Source organism: Burkholderia sp. FW306-1C-G01B (assembly GCF_058781685.1).
Window position 1 is genome coordinate 273,937 of record NZ_JBYSWZ010000007.1, and the last position, 21,463, is coordinate 295,399.

Sequence of the window (21,463 nt, forward strand, 5' to 3'; positions counted from 1 at the left end):
GCGCCCGCAGGTGCGGCGGCCTGCATCGGACACATACGACAATTCCGCGAAAATCGAAAGGAACGGGAAAGATGCGTGCAAGGCGTTCGTCGAACTTGCGGGAAAAATGCGCGACTCGCGAGGCTTTTCCGCTGATTTTTAATGGTTCGGATAGCGAAAACATCGCCGGGTTGCCTATACTCGAATTGACCGCCCCGCTCGCAATCGGGTCGGACCAATACTAGAAATACCCGGCATGGGGCCGAAGTAAGCGCTGAAGCGCCAACTCCGGCCGACACTGGAGACACGCATGACGACCTATTTCACGATCGGCGACTTCATTCTGTTGATCCCGATGGCGCTGGCCGGAGCGCTATTTCTCGGCGCGGTGCCGTGCGCAACCGAATTCCGCCACAACCTGATGCGCGTGCTGGGCGTCATCCTCGGCGTCGGCGTCGCGGTATTGCTGGTCGAAGGCTTGCCAGCACTGCTCTAGCCGCGCGCCCCGTGCCTGACGCGCATCGCTGCGCCGCATCGATGCGGCAGGCTGCCCGCAATACGGCATGCGATGTTTCGCATGCCGTATCGACTGCCGGTCAGATCGCCTGATCGGTGGACGGCTTTTCCCACAGATTGATGCCGCCTTCCGTCGCGTAACGATCGATCTCCGCGAGTTCCTCCGCCGAGAATTCGAGGTTCTTCAGCGCGCCGACGTTTTCACGCACCTGCTCGGCACGGCTCGCGCCGATCAGCGCGGACGTCACGCGGCCATTGCGCAGCACCCACGCAAGCGCCATCTGCGCGAGGCTCTGACCGCGCCGTTCGGCGATCGCGTTGAGCTTGCGCACATGCTCGAGGTTGTCCGCGCTCAGGTGATCCTGCTTCAGCGAGCCGCCGCCCGGCTTGTTCACGCGCGCGTCGGCCGGCACGCCGTTCAGGTACTTCGACGTGAGCAGCCCCTGCGCAAGCGGCGTGAACGCGATGCTGCCCGCGCCGACGTCGTCGAGCGCGCCGAGCAGGTCGCTCTCGATCCAGCGGTTCAGCATGTTGTACGAAGGCTGGTGGATCAGCAGCGGCACCTTGTACTGCGCGAGCAACTCGGCCATCTCGCGCGTCTTCGCCGCCGAATACGACGAAATGCCGATGTAGAGCGCCTTGCCCTGCTGCACGGCCGACGCGAGCGCGCCCGCCGTTTCCTCGAGCGGCGTGTGCGCGTCGAAGCGGTGCGAATAGAAGATGTCGACGTAGTCGAGCCCCATCCGCTGCAGGCTCTGGTCGAGACTCGCGAGCACGTACTTGCGAGACCCGCCGCCGCTGCCGTACGGCCCCGGCCACATGTCCCAGCCGGCTTTCGTCGAGATCAGCAGCTCGTCGCGATACGGCAGGAAATCCTCCTTCAGCAGCCGGCCGAAGTTGGTTTCGGCGCTGCCGTACGGCGGCCCGTAGTTGTTCGCGAGATCGAAGTGGTTGATGCCGAGGTCGAACGCGGTGCGCAGGATCTCGCGCTGCGTCGAGATCGGCGTCGAGTCGCCGAAGTTGTGCCACAAGCCGAGCGACAGCGCGGGCAGTTTGAGCCCGGATTTGCCGCAGGTGCGGTATTGCATGTCCGCATAACGTTCGGAAGCTGCTTCGTAGGCCATGAGTATTTCCCGTCAGGACGTCGGAGGGAGGGGCGCGCGCCGGCCGCGCACAGGGCGCGACGGCGGCGAAGAAAACGCACGACGGCTATGGTAACGAAGGCGGCCGATGCGCGCACGGCGATGGACGCGACCGCGGTCGTCGCCTACACTGCGGCGTCTCGAATCACCGTTTCAGCGAGGTTGGTATGTCCCGCGTCATCTCGGTTGCGCTGCTCGTCGGCGGCGTCGTGCTGCTGTATTTCGGCGGCCAGTCGTTCCATTCGATCAACGACAACATGTCGCGCCTCTTCACCGGCTCGCCCGCCACGAAGACGATCCTGCTGATCGTGGGCGGCGCCGTCGCTTCGTTCGTCGGCCTGATCGGCCTCGCGATGCCGGGCGGCAAGCGCTGATCGCGCAGCCGCGCGAACGGCCCGCGTCACCCTGATCGGGCCGCGCAAAACGAAACGGGCGGCCAGGCCGCCCGTTGCTTCATTCGCCCGCGATGCGCCGCATCGCGTGATCGTCGCGGCCTCGCCGCGCCGACCGATCCGCACCTAGAACTGCACTTCCGGCTTCGCCGCCGAGCGCGTGCCGGGCACCGGCCGGTTGCTCGCGCCGTGATACGTGTACACGAGCGAGAACTTCACCTGGTTGGAACGGTTCTGCCCGGCCGAATGCAGCGTGTTGCTGTGGAAGAACACGACGTCGCCCGCCTGGAGCGACGGGCACGTGGCCGCGTCGATCATCTTCCGGTTCTCCGGCAGGTCGCTGCGGAAGAACTTCGCATCGTCAAACGCTTCAGGCCCGAATTCGGCCGTATGCGAACCCGGCACGAGCCACAACGCACCGTTCTCGTTCGTTTCCGGCCCCAGCGCGAGCCATACCGACACCATGTCCGAACGCTCGAACGCCCAGTAGCGGAAGTCTCGATGCCAGCCCGTCAGGCTGCCGTACGCGGGGTGCTTCGTCATCATGCAGTTGTGATGCGCGCGCGACAGCACGGGCTCTTCGCCGAAATACTCGCGCATCCACGCGCCGATTTCGGGTGCGACCGCGCGCTCGGCAAATGCCGGATCGCGCGAGTACGCATCGAGCAGCCGCCGCACCGTGTGCCCGCCCGGCGCATGCTTCGACTCGGGTGCGCCCGGGTAGCGCAGGTCCGCCTCGAACTCGATCGGCTCGGCAGCCTCCTGCAACTGCCGCTCTGCAATCCGCTTGAGCGCCGCGCATTGCTGCTCGCCGACGAGGCCACGCGCGACGACGAACCCGCGTTCGCGCAATTCCGCGACTTGCGCGCGGATCGATTCCGACTGCAATGGAGACGACATGGGATGCCAGACGTTTATTGTGTGAATGTGACGATTGTAAATCGGCGCCGGATGCCGCGAACAGCGCCATTGTCGTACGCAGGGGCATGCCAATCGCCGATTTGATCTGGCGCAAGGGAACTGTGCGGCACGGCGCTGGCCTCACCGACAGGCGGTATGCGGCACACGCCTTGCGGCACAAGGGTTTATCGCGACTTTTGCCCGTCATGAATCCCCTGTAGCCTGTCGCGGCCTGTCAATTCTGGCGGGCGCGGCGCGCAGCGGCTTTCGATATGATCCGTTGCGTCATCCGAGGCCGTTCATACCAGTGCGCTCTTCAAGGGCGCCATCCATACAAGCGAAGCATCGTTCACATGCCATTCCGTCTGACTTCCCGTCTCAACCGCGCTGCGAAGCGCGTCGCGCCGTCCGCTCCTGCCCGCCCGCTGCGCCATCACCGCGCACGCACGCAGGCGCTGGCCGAGCGCGCGCCCGCGCACGGCCGGCTCGACGGCATCCGCGCGTGGTTCCACGCGTTTTTCTCGATGATGAGCGCGCAGACGTTCGCACGCCGTGCCGGCCTGCGCTCGCTGCTGCAAAAGCCGTCGTCGCTGCGCGCGCTCGCGCTGCGCCGCGCGCTCGGCCCGCAACGCCGCGTCAACCGCCCGCGCCGCCTCGCGGCCAGCAATGGCTGGTTCGGGTTCGGCGCGCGCTGAAGCTGCGCCGGCGGGCACTGCCCGCCATGATCGCCGCCGTTGCGCCGGCGATCGGAATCCATAAAAAAACCCCGGCAATGCCGGGGTTTTTCGTTTCGGGCGAACGACGCTTACGCGACGCGTGCCGTCGGCTCCACGCCGGCCGCTTCGGCCAGCGCGAGCGCCTTGTCGGTCGCTTCCCACGAGAATTCCGGCTCTTCGCGGCCGAAGTGGCCGTAAGCAGCGGTCTTCTCGTAGATCGGGCGCAGCAGGTCGAGCATCTTGATGATGCCCTTCGGACGCAGGTCGAAGTGCTCGCGCACGAGCTTCGTGATCACCGCATCCGACACGCGGCCCGTGCCGAACGTGTTGACCATCACCGAGGTCGGCTCGGCAACGCCGATCGCGTACGACACCTGGATCAGCGCGCGCGACGCGAGGCCGGCGGCGACGATGTTCTTCGCGACGTAGCGGCCTGCATACGCAGCCGAACGGTCGACCTTCGACGGATCCTTGCCCGAGAACGCGCCGCCGCCGTGCGGTGCGGCACCGCCGTACGTATCGACGATGATCTTGCGGCCCGTCAGGCCGCAGTCGCCCTGCGGGCCGCCGATCACGAACCGGCCGGTCGGGTTCACGAGGAACTTGATGTCGCCCTTGATCAGGTCGGCCGGCAGCGTCGGCTTGATGATTTCCTCGATCACGGCTTCGCGCAGCGCGGGCAACTCGATGTCCGGTGCGTGCTGCGTCGACAGCACGACGGTGTCGATCGAATCGGGCTTGCCGTCGACGTAGCGGACCGTCACCTGCGACTTCGCGTCCGGACGCAGCCACTGCAGGCGGCCGTCGCGGCGCAGGCTGGCCTGGCGCTCGACGAGACGGTGCGACAGGTGGATCGGCAGCGGCATCAGTTCCGGTGTTTCGTCGCACGCATAACCGAACATCAGGCCTTGGTCGCCCGCACCCTGGTCGAGGTTGTCGTCGTGGGCACGATCGACGCCCTGGGCGATGTCCGGCGACTGCTTGTCGTATGCGACGAGCACCGCGCAACCCTTGTAGTCGATGCCGTAGTCGGTGTTGTCGTAGCCGATGCGCTTGATCGTGTCGCGCGCGATCTGGATGTAATCGATGTTGGCCGTCGTGGTGATTTCACCGGCCAGCACGACGAGACCCGTGTTGCACAGCGTTTCCGCCGCAACGCGCGAATATTTGTCCTGCTCGAGGATGGCGTCGAGAATCGCGTCCGAGATTTGGTCCGCGACTTTGTCCGGATGGCCTTCGGAGACGGATTCGGACGTGAAGAGATAATCGTTTGCCACTTTTTCAGGCTCCTGTGTGGTTACGGTTGGTTTCACGTAGCCAGCTTCGTTGGGCCTGAAGCGGCGACGCTTTAGCGGATTACCAGGACCGGGCAGCGCGCTTCGCGCCAGCCGGCTTCGCCCCGCAAGTTGTCAGTTAACTCGGCGAAGCCCGTATTATAGCGGCTTTCCTGAATTGTCACAGAGCGCCGCCCGTGCTGTTTCTTCCGCTGTCTTACCACCCTGCTCGCAACGCGCCGGCCATCCGGCCCCACGGAGGTGCCGCATGCTAGGCCGCCTCGGCACGCATCTCGCCATCGGCTTCCTGAAGCTGCTCGCCCTGTTGCCGTACGGCCTGACCGCGCGGCTCGGCGACGGTCTCGGCTGGATGCTGTACCAGATCCCCAGCCGGCGAAAACGCATCGTACACACCAACCTGAAACTCTGCTTCCCGGACTGGAGCGACGAACGGCGCGAGGAAGTGGCCGGCCTGCATTTCCGCCATGCGATCCGCAGCTACGTCGAGCGCAGCGTGCAGTGGTTCGGCTCCGCGAAGAAGCTCGAGAAGCTGATCCAGGTCGACAGCGCGGTCGACCTCACCGATCCCGACCTGCCGCCGACGCTGTTCCTCGGCCTGCACTTCGTCGGCATCGAAGCCGGTTCGATCTGGCTCAACCGGTCGCTGCAGCGCCGCTGCGGGTCGCTTTACCAGCCATTCTCGAACGCGGTGCTCGAGGAAGAAGCGAAGAAGGCGCGCGGGCGCTTCGACGCCGAGATGGTCGGCCGCGCGGACAGTGCGCGCGTCGTGCTGCGCTGGCTGCGCGACCGCAAGCCCGTGATGCTCGGCGCCGACATGGACTACGGGCTGCGCAACTCGACGTTCGTTCCGTTCTTCGGCGTGCCGGCCTGCACGCTGACGGCCGTCGGCCGGCTCGCGAAGACGGGCCGAGCGCAGCTCGTGCCGTTCATCGGCGAGGTGCTGCCGAACTACAAGGGCTACCGGCTGAAGGTATTCAAGCCGTGGGATCGGTACCCGACCGGCGACGACGATCTCGACGCGCGGCGGATGAACGAATTCCTCGAGGAACAGATCCCGCTGATGCCCGAGCAGTACTACTGGGTCCACAAGCGCTTCAAGACGCGCCCGCCCGGCGAGCCGAGCCTGTACTGACCCTGCCGGGCGAAACCCGCGGGCGCGCCGTCATGCGCGCGCCTGCGCTCGCGCTCTCGCCACCTTCGGCGCGCCTTTCGCGCGCGCCTGCCAGAGATCGAACGCAACCTGCTGCGCGAGCCATAGATCCGCACTGCCGCCGCTGTCCTCGCCCAGCCACGCTTCGAGACGCAGCGCCATTTCCGGCGAGATGCCGGCATGGCCGTGCAGGATCCGCGACAGCGCCGCGCGCGTCACGCCGAGCTGCGCGGCGGCCTCGGTGACGGTCAGGCCGAGCGCCGGCAGCACGTCATCGCGCAGCGCTTCGCCCGGATGAGGCGGATTGAAGATGCGTGTCATGGCTTAAATCACCTCAGTGGTAATCCTGGTAATTGACCAGGACGACATCGGAGCCCTCAAACCTGAACGTCAGGCGCCAGTTACCGCTCACGCTCACCGCGTAGTAACCTTCCAGCCCGCCGGCAAGACCGTGGAACCGCCAGCCCGGCACGTTCATGTCGAGCGGCCGGCTCGCCACGTCGAGACGGGCAAGCTGGCGCCGCAGTCTTGGAGCATGGTCCGGCAGGATGCACGCCTTGCTCCCGTTCATGAAAAACGCTTCCAGCCCCTTGTGCTGCCATGACTTGATCATGGACCTCCCACACTCAAGTCGCGATGTCGACAGCATGGCCTACAGGCGTATAGCCAGACTATACGAATCGCTTGATAACCTTGTCAATTTGACCCGTACGAAAACGCTCATCCGGGTCGTCCCGTGCTTTTACCGTGCGTCGGGCACGCATCGCCAAGCCTCGCCTGCGCTGCGACAACGCCCACCACACTGCGTCAATTTGTCCCCTCGCCGCTGACGCGACCAGTCGACCGATCGATAGATACCGCCCATCCCATCTCCACTGGCGACGCGAAACGCCCGTCCGCGCGGGACGCCCCTGTCGGCTGCATGTATCATTTACGGCTGAGATCAGCACGACGAACGAGACCGCCCGGCATGGCCGCGGGCCGTTCGCGTCGTGCTGGCCGCCTTGTTCGCCATGGAATCCCGGACCCAGTGAAACTCTCGTTCACCAAGATGCACGGCGCGGGCAACGACTTCGTCGTGCTCGACGGCTATTCGCGCGCGTTGCCGCCGCTCACCGAAGCGCAGGTGCGCGCGCTCGCCAACCGGCACTTCGGCATCGGCGCCGATCAGTTGCTGCTCGTCGAAAAACCGACCGTCGAAGGCGCGGATTTCAAGTACCGGATCTTCAACTGCGACGGCGGCGAAGTCGAACACTGCGGCAACGGCGCGCGCTGCTTCGTGAAGTTCGTCAGCGACCGCGGCCTGACCGACCAGCGCAGCGTGCGCGTGCAGGTCATGAAGGGCTTGATCACGCTGACGCTGCAGGACAACGGCGAAGTCGTCGTCGACATGGGTGCGCCCGTGTTCGCGCCGGCACAGGTGCCGTACGATGCGTCGGGCCTCGACGGCCGCACCGAAGGCCGCGACACGCTGTGGCCGCTCGACGTCGGCGGCGCGACGCGCTGGATTTCGACGGTGTCGATGGGCAATCCGCATGCGGTGCAGGTCGTCGACGATGTCGAAGCGTATCCCGTGCTGGAAGAAGGCCCGCTGATCGAGCGCCACGCGCGCTTCCCGCAGCGCGTGAACGCCGGCTTCATGCAGATCGTGTCGCGCAATGAAGTGAAGCTGCGCGTGTACGAGCGCGGCGCGGGCGAGACGCTCGCGTGCGGCACGGGTGCGTGCGCGGCGGTCGCGGCCGGCATCCGGCGCGGCCTGCTCGATTCGCCGGTGACCGTGCACACGCACGGCGGCACGCTGACCATCGCCTGGGACGGCGCGCGCGACGAAACCGCCGCGCTGATGATGGCCGGGCCCGCCACGACCGTGTTCGAAGGCGAGATCGACCTGAACGCCTGACCCTGCAACGTCCTTGATAATTGAACGCTCCAGCCACATGAACGATCGCGAAGTCGCCGACTACCTGCTCGCCAATCCCGAATTCTTCGCGCAGCACGCCGAACTGCTCGCGACGATCCGTCTCGCGAACCCGCACGGCAAGGCCGCGATCTCGCTGCAGGAGCGGCAGATGGAGATGCTGCGCGACAAGAACAAGCATCTCGAGCGCCGCCTCGCCGAACTCGTGCGCTATGGCCACGAGAACGACAGCCTGTCCGCGAAGTTCAGCCGCTGGACCGCACGCGTGATCGCGGAACGCGATCCGTACGCGCTGCCGCGCACGATCGCCGACGGCATCGCCGACGTGTTCGACGTGCCGCAAACCGCGCTGCGCGTGTGGGACGTCGCCGACACCTACGCGCAGGCCGACTTCGCGCGCCAGGTCGGCGAGGAAGTGCGGCTGTTCACGAACGGCCTGTCGACGCCGTACTGCGGCGCAAACACGGGCTTCGAGGCCGCGCAGTGGCTCGCGCCCGCGGTAGCCGCCTCGGCCGCGAATGCGGCGGAAGGCGCTGAAGCCGCGCCGGCCGGCGACGGCTCGGCCGCATCGGTCGCACTGCTCGCACTGCGCGCGCCGCTCGCCGGCGCCGACGCGCCCGCGTTCGGCCTGCTGGTGCTCGGCTCGCCCGATCCGCGCCGCTTCCACGACGGGATGGCCACCGACTTCCTCGCGCAGATCGCGACGCTCGCGAGCGCGGCGCTCACGCGCCTGCTGCCGCACTGACCGCGCACGCGATGACAGACGATCCGGTCGCCGCCTACCTGTCGAACCTGAAGCACGTCAGGCAGCTGTCGGAACATACGCTGCGCGCGTACACGCACGAACTCGACGAACTGAAGAAGCTCGCGGCCGGCCGGCCGCTCGACACGCTGACGGCCGTCGACATGCGCGGCGCGGTCGCGCGCGCGCATGCGGGCGGGCTGTCCGCGCGCTCGATCTCGCACCGCCTTTCGGCATGGCGCGCGTTCTACCGCTGGCTCGCGCAGCGCATCGAGATGCCCGCGAACCCGGTTGCCGCGGTGCGCGCGCCGAAGCGCCCGAAAACGCTGCCGAAGGCGCTGTCGGTCGACGACGCGTCGGCGCTGATGGACGCACCGCTCGCCGGCACGACCGAGAGCATCCGCGATCACGCGATCCTCGAGCTGTTCTATTCGTCCGGGCTGCGCCTGGCCGAGCTGATCGGGCTCGACGTGATGTACACGCAGGTCGACGGCTACCGCTCGGCCGGCTGGCTCGATCTCGCCGAAGCCGAGGTCACCGTGCGCGGCAAGGGCAACAAGGAGCGCAAGGTGCCGGTCGGCCGCAAGGCGATCGATGCGCTGAATGCATGGCTTGCGGTGCGCGGCGAATTCGTGAAGCACGACCCGCATCCGCTGTTCGTGTCCGTGCGCGGCAACCGGATGTCGCCCGGCGTCGTGCGCGAGCGCGTGAAGCGCGCGGCGCTCGCCGCCGGCATTCCCGCCAACGTCCATCCGCACGTGCTGCGCCACTCGTTCGCGACGCACGTGCTGCAGTCGAGCGGCGACCTGCGCGCGGTGCAGGAACTGCTCGGCCACGCGAGCGTCGCCGCGACGCAGGTCTATACGTCGCTCGACTTCCAGCATCTCGCGAAGATTTACGACAGCGCGCATCCGCGCGCGAAGAAGCGCGACTGACGCGCGTCCCGTGTTACCCACCGCGCGCGGCGACCGGCAACGGTCGGCTTCGGGCGCGGCCCATTTCGATCCCATCATGCAAACCGTCACACTCAAGCCGTCCAAGGAAAAATCGCTGCTGCGCCGCCATCCCTGGATCTACGCCAATGCGATCGACCGCGTCGACGGCAAGCCCGCGCCCGGTGCAACCGTGATCGTGCGCACGCACGACGGCCGCTTCCTCGCGCGCGGCGCGTACAGCCCGCAGTCGCAGATCCGCGTGCGCGTGTGGAGCTTCGACGAGAACGAGCCGATCGACCACGCGTTCTTCAAGCGCCGCGTGCAGCGCGCGGTCGCGCACCGCACGACGATGGTGTCCGGCACCGGCGCGGTGCGGCTTGTGTTCGGCGAGGCCGACGGGCTGCCGGGGCTGATCGTCGACTACTACGTGGCGGACACCGCGGAAGCCGGCGCGGCGCCGCGCGGCCAGCTCGTCTGCCAGTTCATGGCCGCGGGCGTCGAAGCATGGAAGGACGCGATCGTCGCGGCGCTCACCGGTGCGACGGGCTGCCCGAACGTGTACGAGCGCTCGGACGTGTCGATCCGCGACAAGGAAGGGCTCGAACAGACGACCGGCGTGCTGGCCGGCGATGCGCCGCCCGCGACGCTGATCGCGAACGAAAACGGCGTGCGCTATCACGTCGACGTGCCGAACGGCCACAAGACGGGCTTCTACGTCGACCAGCGCGACAACCGCGCGCTCGTCGCGCAGTACGCGGCCGACCGCGACGTGCTGAACTGCTTCTGCTACACGGGCGGCTTCTCGCTCGCGGCGCTCAAGGGCGGCGCAAAACGCGTCGTGTCGATCGACTCGTCGGGCGATGCGCTCGCGCTCGCGCAGCAGAACGTCGTCGCCAACGGCTTCGATGCCGAACGCGCGACCTGGCTGGACGCCGACGCATTCAAGACGCTGCGCCGCCTCGTCGACGAAGGCGAGCGTTTCGACCTGATCGTGCTCGATCCGCCGAAGTTCGCGCCGACCCGAGACAGCGTCGATCGCGCGGCGCGCGCGTACAAGGACATCAACCTGAGCGGCTTCAAGCTGCTGCGCCCGGGCGGCCTGCTGTTCACGTACTCGTGCTCGGGCGCGATCGACATGGACCTGTTCCAGAAGATCGTCGCGGGCGCGGCAGCCGACGCGAAGGTCGACGCACGCATCCTGAAGCGGCTCGGCGCGGGCGTCGATCACCCGCTGCTCGCCGCGTTCCCGGAAGGCGAATATCTGAAGGGCCTGCTGTTGCAAATCGTCTGATCGCCCCGATCTTGGCGGACACCCTGGTCCGCCGGCCCCGCCTGGCGGGCCAGCGCTTTCGCCTGTCGTCCGGACGACGGGCGGGGGCTTGACAGGTATGTTTCAATGGATGGTTGTGCGCCCCGGCTCGCAGCGCGAGGGCGCGACGCACATCCTGGTTTTGACCCCGATTCACGAACCACAGGCGACCGACATGGCCACTCCCGTCACCATCCTCACCGGCTTTCTCGGCAGCGGCAAGACGACGCTGCTCAAGCGCATCCTGAACGAACAGCACGGCATGAAGATCGCCGTGATCGAGAACGAGTTCGGCGAAGAGAACATCGACAACGAAATCCTCGTGCAGGATTCGAACGAGCAGATCATCCAGATGAGCAACGGCTGCATCTGCTGCACGATCCGCGGCGACCTCGCACGCGCGCTCGGCGATCTGGCCGCGAAGAAGCGCGAAGGCAAGCTCGACTTCGACCGCATCGTGATCGAGACGACCGGCCTCGCGAACCCGGGCCCCGTCGCGCAAACCTTCTTCATCGACAGCGAAATCGCCGACGACTTCCTGCTCGACGCGGTCATCACGCTCGTCGACGCGAAGCACGCGGACGCACAGCTCGACGAACACGAAGTCGTGCAGCGCCAGGTCGGTTTCGCCGACCGCCTGTTCATCACGAAGTCGGACCTCGTCGACGACCAGACCGTCGCCGATCTCAAGCACCGCCTGATGCACATGAACCCGAGGGCCGCGATCAAGGTCGTGAATTTCGGCGAAGCCGACATCAAGGAAATCTTCGACCTGCGCGGCTTCAACCTGAACGCGAAGCTCGAGATCGACCCCGACTTCCTCGCCGAGGACGATCACGCGCACCACCACCACGATCACGACCATGATCACGATCACGCCGATTGCGACCACGATCACGGTCAATGCGCGCACGATCACGACCACGGCCATCACCATCACCACCACGCGCACCACGACGACAAGATCAAGTCGTTCGTGTACCGCAACGACCGCCCGTTCGACCCGAACAAGCTGGAAGACTTCCTCGGCGGCATCCTGCAGATCTACGGCGAGCGGATGCTGCGCTACAAGGGCGTGCTGTTCATGAAGGGCGTCGACCGCAAGGTCGTGTTCCAGGGCGTGCACCAGATGATGGGCAGCGACCTCGCCGCCAAGTGGCTGCCGGCCGAAAAGAAGACCAACAAGATGGTCTTCATCGGCGTCGACCTGCCGCAGGACCTGATCACCGACGGCCTCGACGCCTGCCTCGCCTGACGCGCGCGGGCGGCGCGTTTGCGGCCCTTTTTGCCCCTTTGCGCCCCGCCCGCGCCGCCGCTTTCGCGGCGGCCCCGGCGGCGGCGTACGGGCAGGGTTTCGCCGTCATCGCTTTTTCGCGATTTGCGCGTTATATTTTCTAGATATTGGCGCAGCCGACGGGGATCGACCCGATACGGCGCCCGCTTGCGATTCAGTTACAATACGTGCCCGCTGGAGTACGGCAACAAACAGGCCCGGTTCTTGCTGAACCAGTTTTCCGGGCATCGCAACCGCGCCGGATCGCCAATCCGCCACCCGGCCGCGGCCGATGCGATCTGCCGCGCAGCACACCGGTTCGCCGCGCGCGCAAATCCGCGCCAGGCCTATCCTGGTATTTGAGAACCGGTTTTTCCAGAGGCTTTCGGCCCCGCGGCGGCAAATCGCAAATGAATGCAAACGCGGTTGCGGGTAATCCCAAAGTGCAGGCAATATCTGTTGATTTGCCGCACATTGAAGAAGCAAGCAGATGACGAAGAAACTCTTGACCGAAGCCGAAATCCTGAAGATGAGCGACAAGGATTACATGAATGAGGATCAGCTCGCCTTCTTCAAAAATCGGCTCGAACAGTTGCAGGCGGACATCCTCAAGAATGCAGGCCAGACGACCGAGAACCTGCGCGAGACGGTGATCGTCCCCGATCCCGCCGATCGCGCGACGATCGAGGAAGAGCACGCGCTCGAGTTGCGCACGCGCGATCGCGAACGCAAGCTCCTCAAGAAGGTTCAGCAGTCGCTCGCCCGCATCGATTCCGGCGATTACGGCTGGTGCGAGGAAACCGGCGAGCCGATCGGCATTCCGCGCCTGCTCGCGCGTCCGACGGCCACGCTGTCGCTCGAGGCGCAGGAGCGCCGCGAGTTGCGCCAGAAGCTGTTCGGCGACTGATCGAGCGGCGTTCCGCTCCGACACGCTGCTTCCCGAAAGCGCGCGGCCTGCCGCGCGCTTTTTGTTTTTCCTGCACCGGTTTCCCCACCGGTCGATTTGCCTCCCGCCTCTTGATATCGCCGCGCCCGCCCTAAAATGAAACGGACGCGCGCCGGGTCGCTCCCCGGCGCACTGCGATTCACGCGGCGGCGCCTCGCGCCGCCCGACTCTTCCCCGTTTTTCTCAAGGAACGCAGATGGAGCAATTTCACGGCACGACCATCGTTTCGGTCCGGCGCGGCGACAAGGTCGCGCTTGGCGGCGACGGCCAGGTAACCCTCGGCAACATCGTCATGAAGGGTGGCGCGCGGAAAGTGCGGCGGATCTACAACAACCAGGTTCTGGTCGGATTCGCGGGCGGCACCGCCGATGCGTTCTCGCTGCTCGACCGCTTCGAGGCGAAGCTCGAGAAGCACCAGGGCAACCTGACCCGTGCGGCCGTCGAGCTCGCGAAGGACTGGCGCACCGACCGGATGCTGCGCCGCCTCGAGGCGATGCTGATCACGGCCGATGCGACCACCACGCTCGTGATCACCGGCAACGGCGACGTGCTCGACCCCGAAGGCGGCATCTGCGCGATCGGCTCGGGCGGCGCGTACGCGCAGGCCGCGGCCCGCGCGCTCGCCGAGAACACCGAGCTGTCGCCGCGCGAGATCGTCGAGAAGTCGCTCGCGATCGCCGGCGACATGTGCATCTACACGAACCACAACCGCATCATCGAAACGATCGAGTAAGGACCGCCCCATGAGCACCATGACCCCTGCCGAGATCGTCTCGGAACTCGACAAGCACATCATCGGCCAGAACAAGGCGAAGAAGGCCGTCGCGGTCGCGCTGCGCAACCGCTGGCGCCGCCAGCAGGTCGCCGATCCGCTGCGCACGGAAATCACGCCGAAGAACATCCTGATGATCGGGCCGACGGGCGTCGGCAAGACCGAAATCGCGCGCCGCCTCGCGAAGCTCGCCGATGCGCCGTTCATCAAGATCGAAGCGACCAAGTTCACCGAAGTCGGCTACGTCGGCCGCGACGTCGACAGCATCGTGCGCGACCTGATCGAGATCTCGGTCAAGCAGACGCGCGAATCCGAGATGCGCAAGGTGCGCAGCAAGGCGACCGACCAGGCGGAAGACCGCATCCTCGACATCCTGCTGCCGCAACCGCGCGCGGTGGGCTTCGGCGGCAATGCCGAGCACGCGAACGACGACAACAACACGACGCGCCAGACGTTCCGCAAGCGCCTGCGCGAAGGCCAGCTCGACGACAAGGAAGTCGAGCTCGACCTCGAGCAGCCGTCGGTCGGCATGGACATCATGGCGCCGCCCGGGATGGAAGAGATGACCGAGCAGATCCGCTCGATGTTCTCGAACCTCGGCAGCGGCAAGAAACAGCGCCGCAAGGTGAAGATCAAGGAAGCGCTGAAGCTGCTGACCGACGAGGAAGCGGCGAAGATGCTCAACGACGAGGAAGTGAAGACGAAGGCCGTGCAGAACGTCGAGCAGAACGGCATCGTGTTCCTCGACGAGATCGACAAGATCACGTCGCGCAACAATGAAGGCAGCGGCGGCGAAGTGTCGCGCCAGGGCGTGCAGCGCGACCTGCTGCCGCTCGTCGAAGGCACGACGATCAACACGAAGTACGGGATGGTGAAGACCGATCACATCCTGTTCATCGCGAGCGGCGCGTTCCACCTCGCGAAGCCGAGCGACCTGATTCCGGAACTGCAGGGCCGCTTCCCGATCCGCGTCGAGCTCGAATCGCTGTCGGTGGAGGACTTCGAGGCGATCCTCGATGCAACCGACGCGAGCCTCGTCAAGCAGTACCAGGCGCTGCTCGCGACCGAAGACGTGCAGCTCGAATTTGCCCGGGACGGCATCCGCCGCCTCGCGGAGATCGCGTATTCGGTCAACGAGAAGACTGAGAACATCGGCGCGCGCCGGCTGTACACGGTGATCGAGAAACTGCTCGAGGAAGTGTCGTTCTCGGCCGGCAATCACGCCGGCGAGCGCGTGACGATCGACGCGACGTATGTCGACCGCGCGCTCGGCGAAGTGGCGCAGGACGAGGATCTGTCGCGCTACGTGCTGTAACGCGGCACCCGGCATCCGACGAAAAACGGGCGGCTCCAGTGGAGTCGCCCGTTTTTTTTGGAGCGGGCGTGGCGGCCCGCCGACGCCGGCCCGTCAGCGGTCGTACTCGACCGACACCGTAAATTGCATGTCGAACGGATCCGACCAGCTCAGACTCGCGAACGAAAAATCGGTGCTGCCCGTCCAGCCGGCCACCGACGGAAACGCCACACCCTGATCGCCCGGCACGTTGAGTGTCACGGCGGTGCCCGGCTGCGCGGGCGTGGCGCGCGCGGTCCCGTTGACGAAGACCGCCGACGCCTGCCCCGCCGGTGTCGCGCGAATCTGCACGTTGCCGCGCTTGACGAACGGCAGCCCCGCTTTCGAGGTCCAGCCGAGCGGGAAGGTCGCGCCGCCCGCGAACGTGCCGGCCGTGCCCGGCGTCAGCATGTCGCGCGTCGACTGCGCGGGGTCGTGCCACTGATACTGGCGCAGCGCGTCGGGCAACGGCGACGGAGTACGCAGCCGGACCGTATAGCTCTTTGCCGGCGCGGCCGTGCTGCCGTTCTGGTAGAGGTCGATCGTATAGGCGCTGAACGGCTTGATGTCGGCCAGCTCCGCTGCGCTCAATTGCGGCTTCGACCACGCGGTGTTGTTGCGCGGCGCGTCGCCCGGCCACGTGAACACACCCTGGTTCGCCGGGTCCTGCGCGACGCCGGCCAGCCGATAGTTGTTGCGGCATTGGCTGCCCTTCGCGAGCGCGGCGAGCTGGGCCGGCGTCTGCCCGCTGGCGATCTGCGCGCGGATATTGAGCGTGTCGCACGTGCCGCTCGACGGCTGCAGGAACACGCCGTTGCGCAAGCCCGGGCCCTTGACGATCGCGAAATCCACGGCCTTGCCATCAGCATCGACGATTCCGACCTGCAGGTTCAGCGAGTCGACGAACGCGTTGGTGCCGGTCGACGGATTGGCCGGATTCAGCCAGTCCCACTTCTGCGCGTTCGCATTCACCTTGCTCAGCACCGCGCGCCGGTTGCCGATCACGCGCCAGCCGGCGTCGCCGCTCGTTCGGGCGCCCTCCTTCACCGCCAGCTGCACATGCTGCTGCATGCCGTCGCGAATGCCGTCCGCGCGCGTCCACGACAGCTTGACCCACATCGTGTCGCCGGCCACCACACGAATCACTTCCGGCAGGCTGAAGCTCGCGTTGTTCATCGCATCGTCGGCCACGATGCCCGGCGCCGTGCCGAACTCCTGTTGCGACGACATCCCGTTGTTGAGGTAGGCCGCGGGCACGCCGGCGTTCAACGCGCCGGACGCGACGTCGTCGACGACGAGCCGGCTGCAGGCCGGCACGCCGCCGCCGAGACGCGCGACGGCGGTAGTGCCGGCGAAGCATTGGTTGAACGCGGCCTGCAGCGACGCGAGATCGCTGGCGCTCGGCAGGCTCGACAGCGGCACGCCGTTGATGGTCGCGACGACCGGCAGGCTGGCCTTGTCGCCGGCTTGCGGTGCGACGCCGGGCGCGAGCTGAAGCTGCGCGGGCGTATCGCTCGAAGTGCCCGCCACCGAGCTGATCTGCACGCCGCCGTCCGGCAGCACGTTGACCTTCAACTGGTCGAGCAGCCGGTCGAGCCCGGGCGCGCCGGCGGTCAGCGGCCCGGCGATCAGGTCGGCGCCGGTGTTGCCGGTCGCGGCCAGCACGTCGGCCAGCGCGGCGGAGTAGGCCTGCACGGTGCCGGCGACGGCCTGCGCCGTCACCTTGCTCTGCAACAGTCCGGTGTTGCCCAGCAATTTCGTGGGATTGTCGCCGACGATCGTGGCGGCGATCGCATTCGTGAGCGGCGTGATGTTGATCGTCTGCGTGCCCGCGGTGGCGCTGAGCGAGATCAGCGTCGCCTGCGAATCGGCGACATTGCCGACGGCCGACAGCGCGAAGGGCGCGGTCATGCCGGTCACCGTGCAATGGAACGCACCGGTGGTCGCGTCGGCCGGACAGTCGGCCGATTTGCCCGTCGCGTCGACGAGCGTGACGGTCGCCCCCTGCATCGCGGCACCCGCCGCCGCGACGCCGCTGACCGTCTGCGCGGCCGGCGGCGGCGAGCCGCCGGACGACGAATCGCTGCCGCCCCCGCAAGCAGTCAGGACCAGTGCGGCAATACCGAGTACGACAGGTGTGCGTTTCATTGCTTTTCCCCGAGGACCTTCTGGTTATTGCGTGACATACGCGTCGCGCACGCACGCTGAATGGCGGGGATTCTCGCAAAACCGATTTTCCGGATCATCATCCAGGTAGATGAAAATCGCGATCGCGCATACCCCTGTTCGCAAAGGACCTGTGATAGCCTGACCGAACATTCGGGGTTCGAAGCAAATCATCAGACCAAAGACCGATGCGCCGCGATTTCCACGCGAGCCAACGGGAGCGGGGAAGAACAATGCAAAGAGACCACCTCATCGGCGACCTCTATGAGGCCGCGCTGCGCCCGGACAGCTTTCTCGAAGTCTTTCATCAGATATCCGAATCACTCGGCGCAAACGTTTTTCACATGTTCAGCTGGGACTCCGCGCGCAATGCGCCGCAGTTCTCGATCTACTCCCCGCGCGCGGAACTGGAAAGTGTCGTCGCGCTCTACGACCAGTACTACGGCGCACTCGATCCGCGCCGCAGCTTTGTCGAGCAGGCACCGCTCGGGCAATTCGTCTGCTGTCAGGATCACCTCACCGAGCAGGATGTCGCGCGCAGCGAATTCTTCCAGGACTACCAGATTCCGTCAGGCATTCGTTATCTGATGGGCGTCCGCCTGGCGCGCCCGGGCGGCGACGACATCCTGCTCGGGTTGCTGAGGGCTTGCGGCCGCCCGCCTTACTCGCCCGAGGAACGCGCGGCGCTGTCGGGCATGGCCGGACATCTGCAACGCGCGATCAACCTCTGGCAGGATGCGAACGTGCTGCACCGCGACGCCGCGCTCGGCGCCGAACTGATGGAAGAGCTGGGTCTGGCCGTGTTCGCGCTGGACCGGCATGCGCGTGTCGTCTTCGTCAATCGGGCAGCGGAGTCGATGTTGCGCGCGACGACCTGTCTCAAGCTCGAGCATGGACACCTGAGTGCCGCGAGCGCGCCGCACAACGATGCATTGAAGGCCGCGCTGGCACGCGTCGCGAAGACCCGCAACGGCGAGAGCCTCGCGCTGGCGGGCTCGCTGGACGGCGCCCACGAAATCTTTCTCGGCATCGCCGCGCTGGCCGGGCCGGCGCTCCATGCCGCGTTCGGCGGCGCGACGATGCTCGTGACGGCCAGACAGCGAAGCGCCGCGCCGCTCGTCGTCGCGCAACAACTGCGGCAGGCGTTCGGCCTGTCGAGTGCCGAAGCCGCCGTTGCGGAGGCGTTGATCGGCGGCAAAACGCCCGAGGAATGCGCGGCGAGCGCCCGGGTGTCGCTCGCCACCATCCGCACCCAGTTGCGCGCGATCTACGAAAAAACGCATTCGCGAAACCAGGCCGAGGCGGTGGGAAGAATGCTGTGGGTACTTCCGCGGCGCCCACGCGAAAACTGACGCAACGAATCGGCAGGTGTCGCGCACCCGGCCGCCGGTGCGCTCCCGCGGCGATCCTCGCAGCGAACCGCAACCGCATGCGTCCGAGGCGACGGCTGCGGCAGCCGGCGCGCGGCCCGACGCCGGCGCCCTCGCGCGAACGGCTTGCCGCGCGAAACCGCGCGCGCCGGACTTACTGCCGCACCGGCTTCTTCGCGAGCTTGCGCTGCAGCGTGCGGCGGTGCATGTTCAGCGCGCGCGCGGTCGCCGAGATGTTGTTGTTGTTCTCCGCGAGCACGCGCTGGATGTGCTCCCATTCGAGCCGGTCGACCGACAGCACGACCGGATTCTCGAGCGCCTCGTCGGCCTGCACTTCGGTCGCGTTGGTCTGCAACGCGGCCAGGATCGACTCGACGTTCGCGGGCTTCGCGAGATAGTTGTCGGCGCCTTCCTTCACGGCCTGCACGGCGGTCGCGATGCTCGCGTAGCCGGTCAGCACCAGAATCCGCGCATCGGGCTGCAGGTCGCACAGCGGCGCGATCAGGCTCAGGCCCGAATCCTCGCCGAGATGCAGGTCGACGGTGATGAACTGGAACTTGCCGCCCGCGGCGAGCCTGAGCGCCGTCTCCTTGTCGTGCGCCTGCTGAACCGCGTAACCGCGGCGCTCGAGGCCGCGCGCGAGCGTGCCCGCGAACACCTCGTTGTCGTCGATCACCAGGAAATTGTTCTCGCTCATGTGGTTTCTCCGTCTACGTGTTGGTTGAGGCCGCCGGCGCCGCGACGCGCACGACCGGCAGGCGCAGCACGGCCCGCGTACCGCGCCCGGCGGTTGCGCCGGCCGCGCGGCTGTCCGGCGTGCCGGCCGTTCGTTCGGCCATGCGTTCGCCCGCGCGTTGGCCCGATGCAGCCGCAGCCTGGCCGTTCGCCGCACCGCCGGCCCGCCCGTTGCCGCCCGCCGCGCGCGGCGTGACATCGGACAATTCGATCGCGCCGCCGAGCCGCACGGCCGCACTGAACGCGAGATACAGGCCGACTCCATGCCCGCCCTGCGTGCTGTCGACCGGCATCGCGCCGAGCGATTCGCGCAGCGCGGCCGGAATGCCGGGCCCGTCGTCGCATACCTCGAATTCGATCTCGTCGGCCGCGCGGTCGTGCGCGACCTTCGCGGCCAGCGTCACACGCTGCGGGCTCGCGCGCGCGGCGTTGTCGAGCAGGATCGTCAGGATCTGGCCGGCCGCGACCGTGTCGTCGAGCGCGACGCCCGCCGGACGCGCGCCGAGCAGCTCGAACTGCACGTGCGGATGCCGCAGGCGCCAGTGTTCGACGAACGTGTCGAGCCAGTCGTCCACCGGCTGGCGGCTCGCGGGCGCGCTCGCGCGGCTGCGCAGGCGCGCGAGCGCCGACGTGCAGAGCGTCATCTGTTCCTCGAGCACCTTCAGGTCGGCCTCGTAGCGGGCCAGCCCCGGATCGGCGCGCGCCGCGTCGCGCAATTCCTCGGCGAGCATCGCGATCGTCGACAGCGGCGTGCCCATCTCGTGCGCGACGGTGGCGGCCTGCACGCCGAGTGCGACCGCACGCTCGTCGCGCAGCAGGTGCTGCTGCGCTTCGCCGAGCGCCGCATCGCGCTGGCGCAGCGCATTCGACATGCGCGCGACGAACCACGCGATCAGCCCGACGCTGACCATGAAGTTCGCCCACATCCCGGTGCGGTAGTAGTCGAACAGGTTCGCGGGATTGTCCATGTTGAGCGGCACCGAATCGAAGCCGAGCGCCGCATAGCACGCGACCGCGAACGCCGCGAGCCAGATCATCAGGTGCCACGGCAGCACGGCCGCCGCGATCGCGAGCGACGGCAGGTACAGCGACACGAACGGGTTGGTCGTGCCGCCCGACAGGAACAGCAGCGCGGACAGCGCGCCGAGGTCGACCCACAGCTGGCCGAGCAGCTCGAAATTGGTTTCCGGCCGCGCGCGCAGCACGCGCACCCACGTCAGCGCGTTGAAAACGATTTCGAGCGCGATGACCATCAGCATCGCCGGCAGCGGCAGATGCACGCCGAAATAGGTCTGCACGACGCCGATCGTCACGAGCTGGCCGACGATCGCGAGATTGCGGAGCCAGAACAGGTGACTGAGGTTGACGCGCCCGGTGGTGGTGATTCGTTGCATCCGGGCAGTTTACCCGTTTAGCGGGCGGCGCCTCCAGCGGGGCCGGATCGAAGCGGGGGCACGGAGCGCACCGCGTGCCCGGCCGGCGCCGTCAGCCGGCCGCGCCGGCCATGCGCCGCGCGATCTCGTCGGCCAGGCACTCGGGGCACCGGCAGCGCATGCCGGCCGCGGGCTGCGTGCCGCCGGGCAGCGCCGGCATCGACGCGCACCAGCAGTCGAACGGCTGCGTGTGCGCGCCGCAATCGAAGCCGCGCCCGCAGTGCGGGCAGCGCGCGCGGCGCGGGGCGGAACGGGCGTCGGCGGCGGAATCGGTCATGGCGCAATCGCGGAAACGGGCGTGAAGTCGCCCCACGCGACAAGCATAGCGCGGCGCACGGATTTTGCGCGCCGGCCGCCCGGCCGAGGTTCGTCGCGAGCACACGCGAACCTGCCCACCGCCGCCGCCCGCGCACCGTCGCCCGCATCGCGCAACGCCATAGC

Annotated in this window: 22 protein-coding genes; 13 read left to right on the top strand and 9 right to left on the bottom strand. The window is 67.1% G+C overall.

What is annotated here, in order from left to right:
* Positions 1–289 precede the first annotated feature (289 nt).
* Entirely contained in the window at positions 290–475 is a 186-nt protein-coding gene (locus AC3WLY_RS16445; RefSeq protein WP_072437673.1) for a hypothetical protein, read from the top strand.
* A 100-nt stretch (positions 476–575) separates the two neighbouring features.
* Here AC3WLY_RS16445 and mgrA read toward each other — a convergent pair whose 3' ends face one another.
* Positions 576–1,619 carry an L-glyceraldehyde 3-phosphate reductase gene (gene mgrA, locus AC3WLY_RS16450; protein ID WP_131947895.1) on the bottom strand — a complete coding sequence of 348 codons (1,044 nt, stop codon included), beginning with the start codon at positions 1,617–1,619 and terminating at the stop codon, positions 576–578.
* Positions 1,620–1,804: 185 nt separating this feature from the next.
* Between mgrA and AC3WLY_RS16455 the strand changes: the two genes are divergently transcribed.
* Positions 1,805–2,011: a DUF3185 family protein gene (locus AC3WLY_RS16455; protein ID WP_034179318.1), complete on the top strand. Its 207-nt coding sequence runs from the start codon at positions 1,805–1,807 to the stop codon at positions 2,009–2,011.
* A 144-nt stretch (positions 2,012–2,155) separates the two neighbouring features.
* On the opposite strand, the gene AC3WLY_RS16460 is transcribed toward AC3WLY_RS16455, so the two are convergent.
* The gene (locus tag AC3WLY_RS16460; RefSeq protein WP_492310087.1) at positions 2,156–2,929 is read right to left on the bottom strand and encodes a phytanoyl-CoA dioxygenase family protein; all 774 of its coding nucleotides are present in this window, start codon (positions 2,927–2,929) and stop codon (positions 2,156–2,158) included.
* Positions 2,930–3,282: 353 nt separating this feature from the next.
* Here AC3WLY_RS16460 and AC3WLY_RS16465 point away from each other — a divergent pair, with 353 nt between their 5' ends.
* Entirely contained in the window at positions 3,283–3,624 is a 342-nt protein-coding gene (locus AC3WLY_RS16465; protein ID WP_072437584.1) for a hypothetical protein, read from the top strand.
* A gap of 110 nt (positions 3,625–3,734) precedes the next feature.
* Here AC3WLY_RS16465 and metK read toward each other — a convergent pair whose 3' ends face one another.
* Entirely contained in the window at positions 3,735–4,922 is a 1,188-nt protein-coding gene (gene metK, locus AC3WLY_RS16470; protein ID WP_175963312.1) for a methionine adenosyltransferase, read from the bottom strand.
* A gap of 265 nt (positions 4,923–5,187) precedes the next feature.
* Between metK and lpxL the strand changes: the two genes are divergently transcribed.
* Entirely contained in the window at positions 5,188–6,072 is an 885-nt protein-coding gene (gene lpxL, locus AC3WLY_RS16475; RefSeq protein ID WP_175963311.1) for a lauroyl acyltransferase LpxL, read from the top strand.
* 30 nt (positions 6,073–6,102) lie between these two features.
* On the opposite strand, the gene AC3WLY_RS16480 is transcribed toward lpxL, so the two are convergent.
* Positions 6,103–6,411 (bottom strand): HigA family addiction module antitoxin, encoded by a 309-nt coding sequence (locus AC3WLY_RS16480; RefSeq protein WP_175963310.1) that lies wholly within the window; start codon positions 6,409–6,411, stop codon positions 6,103–6,105.
* A 13-nt stretch (positions 6,412–6,424) separates the two neighbouring features.
* Positions 6,425–6,703, bottom strand: coding sequence for a type II toxin-antitoxin system RelE/ParE family toxin (locus AC3WLY_RS16485; RefSeq protein WP_492310086.1), 279 nt, complete (start codon positions 6,701–6,703; stop codon positions 6,425–6,427).
* A gap of 417 nt (positions 6,704–7,120) precedes the next feature.
* On the opposite strand from AC3WLY_RS16485, the gene dapF reads away from it, so the two are divergent.
* The 8 genes from dapF to hslU all read left to right on the top strand — a co-directional run bounded on the left by dapF (position 7,121) and on the right by hslU (position 15,300).
* Positions 7,121–7,990 (top strand): diaminopimelate epimerase, encoded by an 870-nt coding sequence (gene dapF, locus AC3WLY_RS16490; protein ID WP_175963308.1) that lies wholly within the window; start codon positions 7,121–7,123, stop codon positions 7,988–7,990.
* A gap of 37 nt (positions 7,991–8,027) precedes the next feature.
* On the top strand, positions 8,028–8,753 hold the full coding sequence (locus tag AC3WLY_RS16495) for a DUF484 family protein (protein WP_310135693.1): 726 nt from the start codon (positions 8,028–8,030) through the stop codon (positions 8,751–8,753).
* A gap of 11 nt (positions 8,754–8,764) precedes the next feature.
* Entirely contained in the window at positions 8,765–9,685 is a 921-nt protein-coding gene (gene xerC, locus AC3WLY_RS16500; RefSeq protein WP_492310085.1) for a tyrosine recombinase XerC, read from the top strand.
* 76 nt (positions 9,686–9,761) lie between these two features.
* Positions 9,762–10,976, top strand: coding sequence for a class I SAM-dependent rRNA methyltransferase (locus AC3WLY_RS16505; RefSeq protein ID WP_174421409.1), 1,215 nt, complete (start codon positions 9,762–9,764; stop codon positions 10,974–10,976).
* 193 nt (positions 10,977–11,169) lie between these two features.
* Complete coding sequence (locus tag AC3WLY_RS16510; protein WP_034179458.1) at positions 11,170–12,249, top strand: CobW family GTP-binding protein; 1,080 nt, start codon at positions 11,170–11,172, stop codon at positions 12,247–12,249.
* A gap of 508 nt (positions 12,250–12,757) precedes the next feature.
* Positions 12,758–13,174: an RNA polymerase-binding protein DksA gene (gene dksA / locus AC3WLY_RS16515; RefSeq protein WP_006477498.1), complete on the top strand. Its 417-nt coding sequence runs from the start codon at positions 12,758–12,760 to the stop codon at positions 13,172–13,174.
* A gap of 235 nt (positions 13,175–13,409) precedes the next feature.
* Positions 13,410–13,946: an ATP-dependent protease subunit HslV gene (hslV, locus tag AC3WLY_RS16520; protein WP_057924603.1), complete on the top strand. Its 537-nt coding sequence runs from the start codon at positions 13,410–13,412 to the stop codon at positions 13,944–13,946.
* Between the two features lie 10 nt (positions 13,947–13,956).
* Positions 13,957–15,300 carry an ATP-dependent protease ATPase subunit HslU gene (hslU, locus tag AC3WLY_RS16525; protein WP_175963306.1) on the top strand — a complete coding sequence of 448 codons (1,344 nt, stop codon included), beginning with the start codon at positions 13,957–13,959 and terminating at the stop codon, positions 15,298–15,300.
* Positions 15,301–15,393: 93 nt separating this feature from the next.
* Here hslU and AC3WLY_RS16530 read toward each other — a convergent pair whose 3' ends face one another.
* Positions 15,394–17,466, bottom strand: coding sequence for a hypothetical protein (locus tag AC3WLY_RS16530; protein WP_492310084.1), 2,073 nt, complete (start codon positions 17,464–17,466; stop codon positions 15,394–15,396).
* Between the two features lie 251 nt (positions 17,467–17,717).
* On the opposite strand from AC3WLY_RS16530, the gene AC3WLY_RS16535 reads away from it, so the two are divergent.
* Entirely contained in the window at positions 17,718–18,836 is a 1,119-nt protein-coding gene (locus AC3WLY_RS16535) for a helix-turn-helix transcriptional regulator (RefSeq protein WP_492310094.1), read from the top strand.
* Positions 18,837–19,008: 172 nt separating this feature from the next.
* Here AC3WLY_RS16535 and AC3WLY_RS16540 read toward each other — a convergent pair whose 3' ends face one another.
* The 3 genes from AC3WLY_RS16540 to AC3WLY_RS16550 all read right to left on the bottom strand — a co-directional run bounded on the left by AC3WLY_RS16540 (position 19,009) and on the right by AC3WLY_RS16550 (position 21,299).
* On the bottom strand, positions 19,009–19,551 hold the full coding sequence (locus AC3WLY_RS16540; RefSeq protein WP_011546464.1) for a response regulator transcription factor: 543 nt from the start codon (positions 19,549–19,551) through the stop codon (positions 19,009–19,011).
* A 13-nt stretch (positions 19,552–19,564) separates the two neighbouring features.
* Positions 19,565–20,983 (bottom strand): ATP-binding protein, encoded by a 1,419-nt coding sequence (locus AC3WLY_RS16545; RefSeq protein WP_175963304.1) that lies wholly within the window; start codon positions 20,981–20,983, stop codon positions 19,565–19,567.
* A gap of 91 nt (positions 20,984–21,074) precedes the next feature.
* The gene (locus AC3WLY_RS16550; protein ID WP_175963303.1) at positions 21,075–21,299 is read right to left on the bottom strand and encodes a cysteine-rich CWC family protein; all 225 of its coding nucleotides are present in this window, start codon (positions 21,297–21,299) and stop codon (positions 21,075–21,077) included.
* Positions 21,300–21,463: the final 164 nt, after the last annotated feature.